Here is a 13,185-nt window from a genome sequence, read left to right on the forward strand (position 1 = left end):
CCCAGCCTGAAAGGATGGGGCCTCTCGCTACGAACCATCCGAACCAAGGTCATTCTGGAAGTCTTCTCGGAAACCTTCGGACGATCGCCAAAATCCAGCGCTTGACTCCGATTTACCGCATTACTCAGTCATTCCTTGAAAATGCGGAAGCGACACGCCGCGGCTTATCTGGTACGTGGCCATCTACTGGAGTATGCCCGACCGCTCCACATCGACGTCGAACCGATTGGCGGTAGACCAGCCAACACGGAGCGCTGACCGCAACCAGAATCTGGCTAATCAAGCCGATCCCGCGACGGACGGAATGCTGCTACCCTCCCTTGAGGACGGTATCACACTCCTCGATGTCGACGGTGATCGGGGTGTTCCGATCCTTCAGTCATTGGTACTCGATCATCTCCTCTTGCACGACGGGCCCGCTTTCTGGATTGACGCAAACGGCCATGCGACGACGACCACGCTGACGCAGATCGCCCCTAGTCAACGGTTGCTCAACCGAATTCACGTCGCTCGCGGATTTACCGCCTACCAGCACTACGGCGCCGTCTATGATCTTCCGACGGCAGTGAACAAGTCGATCCAGATGTCTACCACTGACGCCGGGGCGGCCGGTCGAGGGGAACCAAGTCGTGACGAGGACACGTCGCCCCACACCCCCGCCCTCATCGTCGCGCCGGCCGTCGACGCCCAGTACCGCGCCGACGATACCCTCAGCGAGACCCACGCGAAAACCCTCCAGGCTCGAACTCTCGCCCGGTTGGCGACCTACGCCGATGGGTACGACATCCCGGTGCTCGTTACGCGAAACGAACGAAACGAATTCACCGAGTCAGTCGCGAGGGTCGCCGACCACCACCTAGAGTGCGAGCAGACGCGGATGGGCCCACGGGTCGTCGGCGAGGGCTTCGAGACGCTCGTCTATCCCGTCGACGACGGCGCGTACTACCAAACGACGTTCGCGTACTGGCGACAGCTGCTCGCGGCACGCGCCACGCAGGTCGGCGTGGAGCCGACGACGCCGGCGCCGTCGACGCCGACCCCGGAAGGTGTCGGGACGGGCGTCACCGCTGACGGTGAGACGGTGGCGGCCACCGCAGATCCCTTGCTCGATGCGTGGACCGCAACCGGGGCAGGAGGACGATAGCGATGGGGCGTACGAACCCAACCTACCGAGATGCGCTGCGGGCAATCGAAGAGCGCTGGGCTGAGTTCCGCCGGGCACTGCGGCGTCGCGACCAGCCGCACTTCGACCGGCTGTTCGAGTACGCCCGCGAGCACGCCGACGCGAGCGGGCTGTTGAACCACCAGAATCCGCTGCTGCCGGCGCTGCTCAGCATCGATCTCGAACAGGAGTCCCGCCTCGACGACCACGAAGAGCGCCTCGAGGAGCTCGAAGCCGCGGTCGCAGCACGCGATGACCAAGAGAGCGCCCCAACGGACGCGAACCCGTGACGATGCCGTTCAGTATCGACTTTCTGGACGACGGCCGCGTCCTGGAGTGGGAGGCAACCGCCGACGGCGCCGTCGCGACCGAGCGCGATGACTACACCCCACGCTTCTACGTCGCCGCTCGCGACCCTGATGCCGACCTCGACCTCACGATACTCCAGTCAGTGTACGACCAGCACCCGGACGTCGTCGCGACCGAGATGGTTACGCGACGCCCCGGCTTTCGACGAGACGAGGAGGCCGTTCTCGCCGTCGACGTCGCCCACATCAATCGCGTCACCCCACTCGCCCGGCAGGCACGCCAGCTGTCGGCCTATCCAGTCGGGGATATCGCCTGCTTCAACATCGACTTGTCGCGAGAGTTCCGGTACTGTCTGGAGACCGGCGTCGATCCGACGCCGGCAAGCGAGCTATCGACGCTCCGGCTCAGCGTCCCGGTGACCGAAACGAGCAACGACGTCTATGGGGAGCTGTCCGTCACCGGCGACACCGTCACCGGCTCGCCGACGGATATCCTGACCGCCGTCCAAGGGGCACTCGAAGCCCACGATCCGGACGTCCTAGTCTGCTCAACCAGCGAGATCGTCCCGACCCTGTACGAGATGGCGACGGACGCCGGCGTCGACGACTTCTCGCTGAGTCGGTGGCCGGACGTCGACTACCAGCAGCTCGCGAACCAGTCGACGTACTCGAGCTACGGCCGCGTCGGTCACTCCCCGGCGCGGTACAACGTGCCCGGCCGGGCGATCATCGACGAGTCGAACACGTTCTTCTACGGGGAGACGAACCTCGACGGCGTCCTCGACCTCGTGTCGCGCTCGAAAAAGCCCGTCCAGGAGCTCGCGTGGGCGTCGATCGGGAACGTCCTCACGGCGATCCAGATCTGCGAGGCCCACGACCGCGGCGTCCTCGTCCCGTGGAACTCCTGGCGCCACGAGTTCTACAAGCCGATGGGGACGCTCCACGACGCCGACCGTGGCGGCTTCATCTTCGCGCCCGAGGTCGGCGTCCACGAGAACGTCCACGAACTCGACTTCTCCTCGTTGTATCCGAACATCATCTGCACCCGGAACGTCTCGCCGGACGTCATCCGGTGTGACTGCCACAGCGACCGCGACGACGTCCCCGGCCTCGGGTACTCGATCTGTGACGACCGGGGCTACCTCGTCGACGTACTGCAGCCGATCATCGACGCGCGCGACGAGATCAAGGCGGCCATCCGTCGCGAGAAGGAACAGGACGACCCCGACGAGGACCGACTGGCAGAGCTCGAGGGGCGGTCGGGAGCGCTAAAGTGGATTCTCGTCGCCTGCTTCGGGTATCAGGGTTTCAGCAACGCGAAGTTCGGGCGGATCGAGTGCCACGAGGCGATCAACGCGTTTGCTCGCGAGATTCTGCTGACGGCAAAACAACGCTTGGAGGCCGGTGGCTGGCGCGTCGTCCACGGTATCGTCGACTCCATCTGGGTGACGCCCGATCCCGACGTCAACGACGATGACCGCGAGGACCTCGAGGAGCTTGCGACAGAGATCACGGAGACTGTCGAGATTCGGCTCGAACACGAAGCCCACTACGACTGGGTCGCGTTTGTCCCGCAGCGCGAGAGCGACGCCGGCGCGTTGACGAAGTACTTCGGGAAGGTCGCCGGCGACGACGACTTCAAGATACGCGGTATCGAAGCTCGGCAACGCTCAACCCCACCGTTCATCGAGGACGTCCAACGAAGCTGTCTCGAACGGCTCGATGCGACTCGATCTCGGGACGCGGTCCTCGACTGTCTCCAGGACGCCATCAAGCGCCTCCACGCTGGAAGGATTCCTGTCGAGCAGCTCGTCGAACGGAATCGTGTCTCCAAGCCGCTGGAGGGCTACACGCAGAACACACAGAACGTGGCGGCGCTGAAGCGGGCTCGCGACCAGGACCTCGCCGTCCACCCAGGACAAGACATCGAGTACGTAGTTGTCGACGACGGGAAGACCTCGCGGGAACGGGTCGCGTTGGCTCACGAGGAGATCGACTCGTACGATGCGTCGTACTATGAGACTCAGCTCATCCGGGCGACAGAGAGTGTCCTCTCTCCGCTTGGGTGGGATCGCACGGACATTCAACAAGAACTCTCAGGGGCACGTGAACCAGAGCTAACCGATTTCCAGTAACCGAGTAGTGGATGGTTTCAATAGAGAACCGCGGTTACACTCCCTCCCCCCGTCATCGATGTGTAAAACCATGAGAGGAGGGAGGGGGGTGACGAGAGGAGAACGGCGAAAACCGGCGATGATACCACAGACACGAAGAAGAGTGACTCAGCCTCCGAGATTATATTCTCGTAACCACTGCATATTGTCTGACGAAGTTTTATATACAGTGCGCTGTAACTGAAACCGCACTAGGTTAAAATGCGAAGGTTAGGAGAAGCGAAGCTTCGACTAACCGAGCAAGGATGTCTTCACTATATTCGTCGTCTACATCCGTGATCTCTCCTGAAATCGACCGTCTCGTGGCGTCAAACCCGACTTTCGTGATTCGTCCTCGTGAGTTTTCCCCTTCCACGCTCTGCTGTTTACACATCGATGACGGGGGGTGAGGGTCACGAGACTCTGTGTCGCCATCTCATCTCCAGTCCGTTAGAAGGTTGGTGGGAGGCTACTCCGTGTTCTCTGACCCACCGGCACCAGTTCAGGCTTCTCTCGACCTGTGTCCCGCTCCTATCTTGACTTTACACATCGAACACGGGGGGTGTGTTCTACATCGGATGCTCGATCGGATTCTCACCCCTCGTGGAATTCTTTCAGTTGAGCATTCACGACTGAACTGAGGAGTTCTTCCTGCTGGGCTATTCCTTCTAGGCGTGTATCATCGACAATCCGAGTCATCATCGCTTCAGGATCGCCCGTGAATGTGAATTCCATATACATCCCGCCGCCTCGTCCGCGGCTTTTCCGGGATGTCGAAATCAACCCGTACGTGGAAAGTTCTTTGACATATTTGACGTACGTCTCACGGGTCATCTGGTCCGCATCGAGTTCGTTCGTCACCCACTGATAGACTTTGAACCCAACCGGGCTCGGGACGGAGCTCCCCGTCCGGTTCGAGTGATGCGCAACAGCTGCAGTTGCGTATAGTGAAATCTTCTTTTGTGTCGTAAGTCCCTCAACGAGCTTCAGCGAACGGTCTTTGTCGATCTCCTCCTGAGATTCCCGGACGTGGTCCTCCGTGACCACTTCATCTCCCCGCTCGTCTGCGAGGTCACCGGCACCGCGGAACAGGTCGATCGCCTTCCGTGCGTCACCGTGACTCTGTGCAGCGAACGCCGCCACGAGCGGAATCACGTCGTCCTCGAGAGCATCTTGACGGAACGCATCGCGTCGATTTTCGAGAATTTCGCGCAGCTGGGTCGCGTCGTAGTCAGGGAAGTAGACGTCACGTGGATTGAATGAGCTCTCGGCACGCCCGTCGATGTCTTCCATAAATTTTGGATCGTTCGTCAGCGCTGCGACGGACACGCGACCTTCGATCTCGTTCGTGTTACTTGCTCGCGATAGCTGATAGAGAAGCTTCGAGTATGCGGGTTCGTCGTTTTCGCGCCGGCCGACCAAGAGGTCGATCTCGTCGAGAATGAAGATAACCGAATCGTAGTGCTCGTTGATAAGTTCGTACAGACGTCGGTACTTGCGCTTCGTTGATACGCCGGTCTCTGGAACACCGACTTCCGTACCAACGTCCTGGGCGACAGTTTGGACGAGTTCGTAGACGGCCTGATCGAGCGTATTGATTGGTTGGCAATTGATATCGACAACGCCGAACCGTTCGCCTTTGGATTGACAGAGCTCGATTATCTGTTGCGTGACGGCTCCGATGATGAGTGACTTTCCGGTCCCTGCGGGACCGTACAACAGCATATTCGGCGGTCGATTTCCTTGGAGCGTCGGCTTCAGAAATGAGACGACGGACTCGAGCTGGTCGTCACGGCCGACGATTCGCTCCTCATCGATAATCGTGTCCGGCTCGACGAGGTCACGGTTGACGAAAACCGATGCTTCCCCCTCATCATCGAGCATATCACGGATCGACCGTTGAGCGCTCTCTTCGGTCGATTCCTGATGTTGGCTTGAGTCTCCGGCAGCATCCTCACGGGCGGATTCTAGCTGCTGACCATCCGATGTAGAACTAGTTCCTTCATCAAGGGTGGATTGGTCCGCCCCTTCTTGATCACTACCGGCCATATGACTGCTGTACACCGGAGCATTAAAAAGATTAACCCCCGTCGATGTTTATTCGCCCGCTGTATCCAATTTCACTCCTGAATTCGAGGGTTTCACGGCACGTTAGTAGGAACCGACACCGAAGTACATCCGATGGAGGACCCCCCGTCATCGATGTGTAACGCAGAATCGGCGGCCATCAGGTGAATTTGCGTATCTGTGTTCGGAACTAGCTGTTCCCCCTCCCCGTCATCGAAGTGCAAGCCGCCCGTCTGACACCCCCCGTCATCGATGTGTAAACACAAGGTCGAACATTCCCCCCCGTCATCGATGTGAAAATCGGTTCAGTATCTGGCTCATGCCGTATGGCACGCGGATTTTCACTTCGAACATGGGGGGTCCATCAGATTAGCTTCGGACGGAGCGGGATACCTTCCCACCGGGTGTGACAAGGCTCGCAGAGCGAGACTAAATTCGATGAATCGTGAGCTGCTTCGACCTCATCCTCGTCGAACTCAGAGAACGGCCGGATATGATGCACTCGTGGGGTATATCCGAGATCGTCTTCGCTACGGCCACACCCCTGGCAGGTTCGATTATCTCGCTCTAAGACCTGCTCACGCCGTTCTTTCCAAAGCGGTCCGTAGTTCGGGGTTGATTTCCAGTCGTAGGTAGCTGTCTCCCGCTGCCAGTCCCACTTGCATTTACGACTACAGAAATGCCGGTCCGCTGATTCGATATCGTACTGGATTCGTTTGATGCTCTCCCCACAGTACGTACACTCAGTTTGCGGCCGATTTTCTATCTGCCACCGTCCCTTGCACTCTTTGCTACAGAAGGTGTTTGTCTGGTCCTCTCTGAGTGATGCTTCATACCGTCTGTATTCAGTCCCGCAGTAGTCACATTCGAGAACGAGTCTGCTATCTTCTCCTTCGCTACGCCAGTTCCCATAGCACTCCCGATCACAGAAATGGTGTTCTGCACTTTCCACCTCTGATGGGGGCTTTGTAATTGACTTCCCACAGAAGTCGCACTCGATCTCGACGGGCATGGTTCGGCCTTTCGCCGACCATTAGCAACCGTCATCACTGATGAATGTCCGGAGCTACTCGTCCGGGTTGACTGGACCCTTATATTGAGAACGGATCTTTTCACCATCTCTCCACTGCCAGTAGTAGTAGCGGTTGTCGTTGATCTCCTTGATCGTGATCGTGGCCTTCGACGGGACGTCGTCTGGAAGATCGTCTGGCCGCTCGTCGATTTCGTCGTCCTCCGACTCCTCCTCGAGCCGGGCCTCGCGAGCTTTGTGTTCTGCCAGTTCCTCAGCGTAGCGTGCGACGTGCTGGAGCTGGTCCGGCGAGTAGCCGTTGAGGGTGTTGACGATATCTGTCGGGAGTTCCGCCGGCGGCGTCGGTGGCTCGTAGGACATCAGCGGTCACTTCGTGTTAACCAACAGAGCGCGTATCGGCATAGATTTGTTGGTTAATCAGATACCGTCTCGTCACGGGCTGAAGAGTACGAATAGCAAACTATTCAGGAATAGACCGAGCCGTTAGACGTCATCCGGGCGGGGGGCGTTCTCGTACTTGACCATCTTCTCGGGCTTGTCGGAGATGGTCTCGTAGATCTGCTGGAGGGTCTCCTCTGCAGCGAGCAGGTTGTGCTCCTCGAGGAACTCCCACCCCTCCTCCGTGAGTCCATAGAACTTCCAAGGGTAGCCCTGCCGGCGCTGGTTGTCGTCTAGGGCGACCTCCTCGACGATGCCGGCGTCGATCAGCTTCTGGATGTGCTTGTAGACGGTCGCATCGCTCACACTGGGATTGAGCTCCTCGAGTTCGTACATCGATGGGAGCTGTTGGGGGTGAGCGAGAATATCGCTGATAAGCGAAAACCGTGTATGCTGTGTAATGAAGTGGATGACTTCCCGTGGTGTCGTGTCGTCACCGACACCCGAACCAGCCTCCATAACGATGTATTCGACCTGGCGTAGTAAAGTAGTTTACCTGAGAGTAAACTGCCGAGCCGACTCACTATGATGATTGTACCGCCAAGCGAGTATGACAGGAGAATTCACTGTTCCCCCCTCGCTTCCCACTCCGGACGGGGTGTCGGTGACGGGAGTTCGTCAACCACAGTTCGAAGTTCGTCCTCTGTCGTCCACGGGAAGCACCGATCGTGGAGTTCGAATTTGCGGAACTTGTTGAGATGGACCCAGCTGTACGTTACTGGATCTTCGCCCTCATCTGCCCGGTCGTCGATCACATCCCACACCTCCTGTTCGTCGATGTCGAGACCGCTCTCTTGGGCGCGATCAACGAGCGACTCGACGTTTGCTTGGACTTCATCCACCGACAAATCGTCTGTGAACGCTATCTCAAGGGCGGCCTGAATGACGTGCTGTTTCGAGTCAAGGTTCTCGTCAGTCACCCACGCGTAATCACGTGGGAACACGTACGACTTGTCGAAATACGGGGGGTCATCGATCTCACCCAATTCAGGCGCCTCCCCACCACTCTCCTTCTCGAAGACCCCAACAATGTAGTCGCTGTATGTCGCGAGCAACGAAAACATGATATCGAACGTATTGAGCCGGTCAGTCGGAAGTTCGAGGAGATCTCCCATGATGAACGGATAGGCACCGAGCTGCTTCGTGAGTTCGTTCTGGACGGCGCGAAGCCGGCGGATATAGGGGTCGCGATAGCTCCCCAAGATAAAATACGATGTCCGCTGACTCCAGAGATACGGCAATTCACGCTGGGTGAACCGCCATATTTCCCGTTTCTCTGCAGGCTCAAGTTCGATGTCCCCGACGGCCTCGTGAACAACGGTCATAATCTCCCCAGCGTCCGGCGGCGGGCTTGGGTCGGTCATTAGCTGCCGATTCAAACCACACCATCTTATCCCTTCTGAATCACTTTGGTTTTTTCTGGATTAACCAACTTGGGTGACCCTAACTGTTATGGCGTCCTACCTCGTACCAGCACGTATGAGCGAAACCGACACTGGTGCGGCCGATGCAGGTCCGTTCGCGGAACAGCAGCGGCTGTTCAAGCTGCTGTCCCAGGATACGCGCCATCTCATCATCCAGGAGCTGCTGGGCCATCCCGCCCATCTAATGTCGCTCGCCGAACTCGAGTATATGACCGGGAAGAGCCAGGCGGCCATCAAAGACCAGTTGGAGACGTTGATCGACGCCGGGCTCCTCGCACGCTACACGTACGATCCAAGCGAGGGGAAACGTGATCTCCCCTCCCAGTTCTACGGATTCACAGAGCGGGGGGTCGAGGTCCTCCACGACTACAAGTATCTCCGTGGGCTTCCGGTCGCACGTGCCCTCTACGAAAACACGCGGAAGACCGAGAAAATCGAGCGCCACGAATCGGCCCCTCGCCCGGAGCTTCCGGATGCCGTCGCGGAAGCCCTCGAGTTCGACGAGCCCGATCTCGACGCCGTCGATGGTGGCACAAACCCATAGTTCGTCGTCGAACAGCACCGTTCTCGACGCTGCAGAGAGGGTACACCGCCTTCGTACCTAGGTCAGGACTCCTTGGGCTCCAGCATGGCTGGCTCGACGTTGATCCGGAGGCGATACGTACTGTCGGTCGACCCGGTGTCGGGCCGCGTCGGATCCAGCAGCGAGTAGCCACTCGTGAACGACGCAACGAGTTCTTCGCGGGCGGGGAGGTCGATGCCGAGCTGGTCGGCGAGGTAGACAATCCGCTTGGTCGCAGCGCCGTTGTCGAGGCGTTCGAGGTACTCGCCGACAGTGTCCCAGTCGCAACCCCGTTCGTCGGCAGTACGCATCGCGGTCGCGAGTTCCCGAAGGCCACCACAGAACTCGGGGTGGTCCGCACAGTCGACCAGCGTCTTCTCTATGTCGCTGACCTGCACGGTCGTGCCCTCGATCGATGTCGGCTCAAAGCCGAAGAATTTCCGCTCGGTGATTGTCGTGACGCGGTACGGGACGCCGTGGATCTCCCGGCTTTGCGCTCGGGTCGGCGTAACGACGTACACCGTCCGGGGGACCTGTTCGGTCAGCCCGTAGTGACTGAGGGCGCTGTAGTAGCCGATGTACATCGGCTCGGCGACGTGGGCAGCGATGAGGTACTCGTGGGTTGTGTATACGGCGTCCTCGCCGGCAGAGAGGGGAATGATGAGATACGTGCCCGGGAAGAGCCGGTCGAGCCAGCCCTTCTCGGTGAGCCGGGAGGCGATCTCGCGGGCGGTGTTTGGGGGAACCTCCAGCGTCGTCTCGATATCGTCAACGGAGATGATCTGGTGCCCCGCGCCAGCGAGTTGTGCAAGGAGTCGACTTTCTCGAGTCGAGAGACCCTGGCGTATATTTTGCGATTGTTCTATGATACTCATACCTGCGTTTCTTACATAGAATATAGTCTCAGACCTGCTTTAGCCTTGCCTCATTCTTCTTAGCTCCCTTAACCAACACAAAATCATCCAATAGGTATGTGTTGGTTAAGAACCGTGGAGACTGTGGATAAACAAATCGGATGTGGCTGATTCTGTCGGCAGTATCTTCCAACCCCGTCTTCTGGCTGGTCCAACTATTGAATAGACCTTGGTTCGAGTTCGAATTAGTCGTTCGATACAAATCCCGATCGTATTCAAAAACAAGGTAGAGGGGCTTGTTGACGTGCCCACAGCGTTGACTTGCTGGCACGACGAGACACAGGTATGAACCCACGCGATATCATCCGTCGAGACCATGATTCACGTGACGGTGAGGACCCGCTGCGCGTACTGGTGGATACCGCGTCACTGAACGAGCAGCTCGCCGATGGTAACGATGCCGCCCAGCGGGTACTCGACTATGCAGCGAACCGCGAGTTCGAATTCATTCGGTCGCCAGACACGCCACGGCATGAGGAGCTTGAGTGTATCCCACCGTATACATTTGAGACGGCAGAGAACGGGGCTCGAGTTGTCCGGAGCGATGATGATGGGCAGCAAAGAACCACGTCATTCTCGTATCTGTTCGGATATCAGGAACGGGCGATTCGGCGGACTACAGCACGAGTCTTCTCCGATGACGTCGACGCGTATGCGACCGAAGTAGAGGACGTCACCGAACGAGAGCTGGCGACAGTCCGGCAGGTGTTCGTCCACGCCGCGCTCAACCATCGTGATGAGGGACACCTGTTCATCACGAACCGAACGGTCCTCCTCACCAACCGACGGTGGTTCGAGGCGCACTTCCCCGGTGGGCAGTTGAATATCATGAGCCTCGGCGAGGCAGTCGAGTATCTCGGGCTCTATATCCGGTATCGGGAGCAGTTCTACGCTAGTCCGAACCTCACCGTCGGAATGTTCGGCTGGTACTGGCATCTCTTCCGGGCGTTGGTTCCGCGGTATCACGTGGAGGCCGACGCGGTTGACGACTATCTACGGGGATTTAGCATCCGATTTCAGAACTTGCTTATCGCCGTCGATGAGATCGGCTATCAGTATTTCCAGGAACCAGATAACCGGACGCAGCTCAACGTCCAGTACCATTTCGACAATGCGATCTCCCTGATCACCGGCGTTTTCGATACACTTGCCCTCAAGACCGCGGAGAAGTATGCTATCGACGACATTCGAAAAGAGTTCATCTCGCTCTCGAACAACCGGGGACGGGACTTTCTGAATGAAGTACGGGAGGTAAACACCGATCTTCGTGATCACATCGCGGCCCACATGGCGTACATCAATCTGATCTATGTTCTCCGACCGCTTGTAGTCCATCGCGGAGGATATCAGGACAGTCTCCTCGAGGATGCTGATCAGGGTTGGACAGCGGGAGTCATCCCGCTTGACCGGTTCAATGAGGCAGATCGAGATGCCTTCGAGCGGTACTACCGCGAGATAGATGACGATCCCTTACCCTATGATCCGCTCACTGAGTGGGGATTGTATCAGGCAGACTGGGCTGATGCGGGCTACATCGAACCATACCACTTCATGAAGGCCGCAGTGAAGACGCTAATCCAGTTTGCTAATGCGTACCTCCAGTTGCTCGGCTATCCGGACTTCATCGAGCAACGCAGAGAGGACGATGAAGGAGCGACGTTCATCGATACCTGTGATCGAATCCGTCAAACCGGCTTGACCGGCTTCTATCAGGTGTTCCCGTAGCTATCTCCGACAGTCAAGGGAACTGGCTGAAAGAGACTGTAATAGGCGTCTTCAGCTCTTCCTGAACGGTGTGGGAATCCCGCCCGCAGTAAAGCGAGCGACTGCTCCGCAGCTGGGACACTCATCGACGAACGCACAGACTTGAAGCGAGGTTTCTAACTCACGAACGCTCCCGCACACGGAACACTCGTACGCGGTGCGATACCGGACTGATGGACGGTGCTGTTGCCGTCGTGTGCGAGAGGTCGCTGTCGGTGTCGCCCTGCCGTGAGACGCTGCTGTCGGGGATCGCTCCTGGTTCGTCATGGACTGCTCGTGATCGGGCTGCCAAGCTGAATCGGGATACGTGTCGTAGCTGCGATCTGGCTCGTTGACGCCTGTATCGAGGGGAGCAGGCTCGCCTGGGTCGCGTGCGTCATCTGATCGGGATTCATCGACTAGGCTCCCGTCGACGTGGGACGTGTCTCGGTGACCCGGTGGACTCATCTGTGCCCACGCTCCGAGTTCGACGGCCCCCGCCTCTTCGTAGAGCGCACCGTCGATAGCGGCCGCCAGTTCGGCGAGTGGCTCGGAGATCTCGGACTCCCCATGTTTCTCAACTGCATTTTCGAACAGCCATTCGCGGAGCGTCGCTGCAGTCTCTCTATCGACAGTATATGATGGAACCGCTTTCATTTGTTTCTCACTCCACTCCTCGTGGGTACGACAAACCTACAGAATTCATAGACTCCGTTGAGAGGGGCTCTTACGAGTGTATCGGCCTTTTAGACACGAGTCGAACCTTAGCAGTTCAGAATTGGGAGCTGTTTGGGCACGGAATCACCTAATACAAAGCGGCTGGTAGAAGGACGGAGAAAGTAGAGACCGATGGTTACGTACGATTTGTCGAGGATGGATGTGGGTTTGATTGCAGAGATGATTGCAGGGCGATACGGGGGTTTCCCAGAGCCGCTTGAGGAGGCGATTACTACACACGTGATGGGCCAGACTGAGGGGAAGGAGTATAGCAGAGACGACATCCGGATTCATTCGAAAAGTCGGAATCTAACGGAGGAAGTCCATCTCGGGATATTGGAGGGTGTTACGTTGCCGGAAGATGGTGACTGGGGGTATTCGCAAGGCTGGATACCTGACGATATTCTCATGGTGCAGGCACTGACCCCAGTGGAGGGCACGCCCGCCCCGTCGCATTCGCGTGAGGTGGTAGACCCGACGACGGATCTGTTGGCGTACTATGCGGTGGAGGTGAAAGCGGTATCGAGTGGGAATCGGGTTAGGCTGACAGAAAATCAGCAGGAGAGTTTGGCGACTGTAAGCAAGGAAGTGGAACGAGTCCATCCGGTTATTGTAATAGTAGACGTAGCTGGCCTCCCGGACTCGGCGGAGGTTGAGGTTGATATCC

General features: G+C 58.1%; 13 protein-coding genes. 6 read left to right on the forward strand and 7 right to left on the reverse strand.

The genetic code is table 11. The annotated features are described in order from the left end of the window. Nucleotides 1-304 precede the first annotated feature (304 nt). Genes C437_RS00130 through C437_RS00140 form a run of 3 tightly spaced genes read left to right on the forward strand, consistent with a single transcriptional unit; the run spans nt 305 to nt 3,605 of the window. The gene (locus tag C437_RS00130; protein WP_049919537.1) at nt 305-1,144 is read left to right on the forward strand and encodes a hypothetical protein; all 840 of its coding nucleotides are present in this window, start codon (nt 305-307) and stop codon (nt 1,142-1,144) included. 2 nt (nt 1,145-1,146) lie between these two features. Continuing rightward, nucleotides 1,147-1,452, forward strand: a complete 306-nt coding sequence (locus tag C437_RS00135; RefSeq protein WP_004514844.1) for a hypothetical protein — start codon at nt 1,147-1,149, stop codon at nt 1,450-1,452. Nucleotides 1,453-1,454: 2 nt separating this feature from the next. Continuing rightward, nucleotides 1,455-3,605, forward strand: coding sequence for a type B DNA-directed DNA polymerase (locus tag C437_RS00140; protein ID WP_004514845.1), 2,151 nt, complete (start codon nt 1,455-1,457; stop codon nt 3,603-3,605). Nucleotides 3,606-4,217: 612 nt separating this feature from the next. On the opposite strand, the gene C437_RS00145 is transcribed toward C437_RS00140, so the two are convergent. The 5 genes from C437_RS00145 to C437_RS00160 form a co-directional block, all read right to left on the reverse strand. Beyond that, nucleotides 4,218-5,507: an orc1/cdc6 family replication initiation protein gene (locus C437_RS00145; protein ID WP_004514846.1), complete on the reverse strand. Its 1,290-nt coding sequence runs from the start codon at nt 5,505-5,507 to the stop codon at nt 4,218-4,220. A gap of 547 nt (nt 5,508-6,054) precedes the next feature. Then, nucleotides 6,055-6,702, reverse strand: coding sequence for an HNH endonuclease (locus C437_RS19700; protein WP_004514847.1), 648 nt, complete (start codon nt 6,700-6,702; stop codon nt 6,055-6,057). Nucleotides 6,703-6,756: 54 nt separating this feature from the next. Next, nucleotides 6,757-7,080, reverse strand: coding sequence for a hypothetical protein (locus C437_RS00150; RefSeq protein WP_004514848.1), 324 nt, complete (start codon nt 7,078-7,080; stop codon nt 6,757-6,759). A gap of 123 nt (nt 7,081-7,203) precedes the next feature. Further along, nucleotides 7,204-7,617 (reverse strand): MarR family transcriptional regulator, encoded by a 414-nt coding sequence (locus tag C437_RS00155; RefSeq protein ID WP_004514849.1) that lies wholly within the window; start codon nt 7,615-7,617, stop codon nt 7,204-7,206. Between the two features lie 104 nt (nt 7,618-7,721). After that, nucleotides 7,722-8,522 carry a hypothetical protein gene (locus C437_RS00160; protein WP_004514850.1) on the reverse strand — a complete coding sequence of 267 codons (801 nt, stop codon included), beginning with the start codon at nt 8,520-8,522 and terminating at the stop codon, nt 7,722-7,724. A 115-nt stretch (nt 8,523-8,637) separates the two neighbouring features. On the opposite strand from C437_RS00160, the gene C437_RS00165 reads away from it, so the two are divergent. Continuing rightward, complete coding sequence (locus tag C437_RS00165) at nt 8,638-9,126, forward strand: winged helix-turn-helix domain-containing protein (RefSeq protein WP_049919535.1); 489 nt, start codon at nt 8,638-8,640, stop codon at nt 9,124-9,126. A gap of 62 nt (nt 9,127-9,188) precedes the next feature. On the opposite strand, the gene C437_RS00170 is transcribed toward C437_RS00165, so the two are convergent. After that, entirely contained in the window at nt 9,189-10,019 is an 831-nt protein-coding gene (locus C437_RS00170) for a type IV toxin-antitoxin system AbiEi family antitoxin domain-containing protein (RefSeq protein ID WP_004514852.1), read from the reverse strand. Between the two features lie 324 nt (nt 10,020-10,343). Here C437_RS00170 and C437_RS00175 point away from each other — a divergent pair, with 324 nt between their 5' ends. Continuing rightward, the gene (locus tag C437_RS00175; protein ID WP_004514853.1) at nt 10,344-11,783 is read left to right on the forward strand and encodes a hypothetical protein; all 1,440 of its coding nucleotides are present in this window, start codon (nt 10,344-10,346) and stop codon (nt 11,781-11,783) included. 51 nt (nt 11,784-11,834) lie between these two features. Here C437_RS00175 and C437_RS00180 read toward each other — a convergent pair whose 3' ends face one another. Then, entirely contained in the window at nt 11,835-12,458 is a 624-nt protein-coding gene (locus C437_RS00180) for a hypothetical protein (protein WP_004514854.1), read from the reverse strand. 192 nt (nt 12,459-12,650) lie between these two features. On the opposite strand from C437_RS00180, the gene C437_RS00185 reads away from it, so the two are divergent. After that, on the forward strand, nt 12,651-13,185 hold a 535-nt coding region (locus C437_RS00185), incomplete at its 3' end, for a hypothetical protein (protein ID WP_004514855.1).

The sequence above is a fragment of the Haloarcula vallismortis ATCC 29715 genome (assembly GCF_000337775.1).
GTDB classification, from domain to species: Archaea; Halobacteriota; Halobacteria; order Halobacteriales; family Haloarculaceae; genus Haloarcula; species Haloarcula vallismortis.

Excerpts from the sequence above, each read along its gene's own strand:
- C437_RS00130 (WP_049919537.1), top strand. The coding sequence starts at position 305 with ATGCTGCTACCCTCCCTTGAGGACGGTATCACACTCCTCGATGTCGAC.
- C437_RS00135 (WP_004514844.1), top strand. The coding sequence starts at position 1,147 with ATGGGGCGTACGAACCCAACCTACCGAGATGCGCTGCGGGCAATCGAA.
- C437_RS00140 (WP_004514845.1), top strand. The coding sequence starts at position 1,455 with ATGCCGTTCAGTATCGACTTTCTGGACGACGGCCGCGTCCTGGAGTGG.
- C437_RS00145 (WP_004514846.1), bottom strand. The coding sequence starts at position 5,507 with ATGCTCGATGATGAGGGGGAAGCATCGGTTTTCGTCAACCGTGACCTC.
- C437_RS19700 (WP_004514847.1), bottom strand. The coding sequence starts at position 6,702 with ATGCCCGTCGAGATCGAGTGCGACTTCTGTGGGAAGTCAATTACAAAG.
- C437_RS00150 (WP_004514848.1), bottom strand. The coding sequence starts at position 7,080 with ATGTCCTACGAGCCACCGACGCCGCCGGCGGAACTCCCGACAGATATC.
- C437_RS00155 (WP_004514849.1), bottom strand. The coding sequence starts at position 7,617 with ATGGAGGCTGGTTCGGGTGTCGGTGACGACACGACACCACGGGAAGTC.
- C437_RS00160 (WP_004514850.1), bottom strand. The coding sequence starts at position 8,522 with ATGACCGACCCAAGCCCGCCGCCGGACGCTGGGGAGATTATGACCGTT.
- C437_RS00165 (WP_049919535.1), top strand. The coding sequence starts at position 8,638 with ATGAGCGAAACCGACACTGGTGCGGCCGATGCAGGTCCGTTCGCGGAA.
- C437_RS00170 (WP_004514852.1), bottom strand. The coding sequence starts at position 10,019 with ATGAGTATCATAGAACAATCGCAAAATATACGCCAGGGTCTCTCGACT.
- C437_RS00175 (WP_004514853.1), top strand. The coding sequence starts at position 10,344 with ATGAACCCACGCGATATCATCCGTCGAGACCATGATTCACGTGACGGT.
- C437_RS00180 (WP_004514854.1), bottom strand. The coding sequence starts at position 12,458 with ATGAAAGCGGTTCCATCATATACTGTCGATAGAGAGACTGCAGCGACG.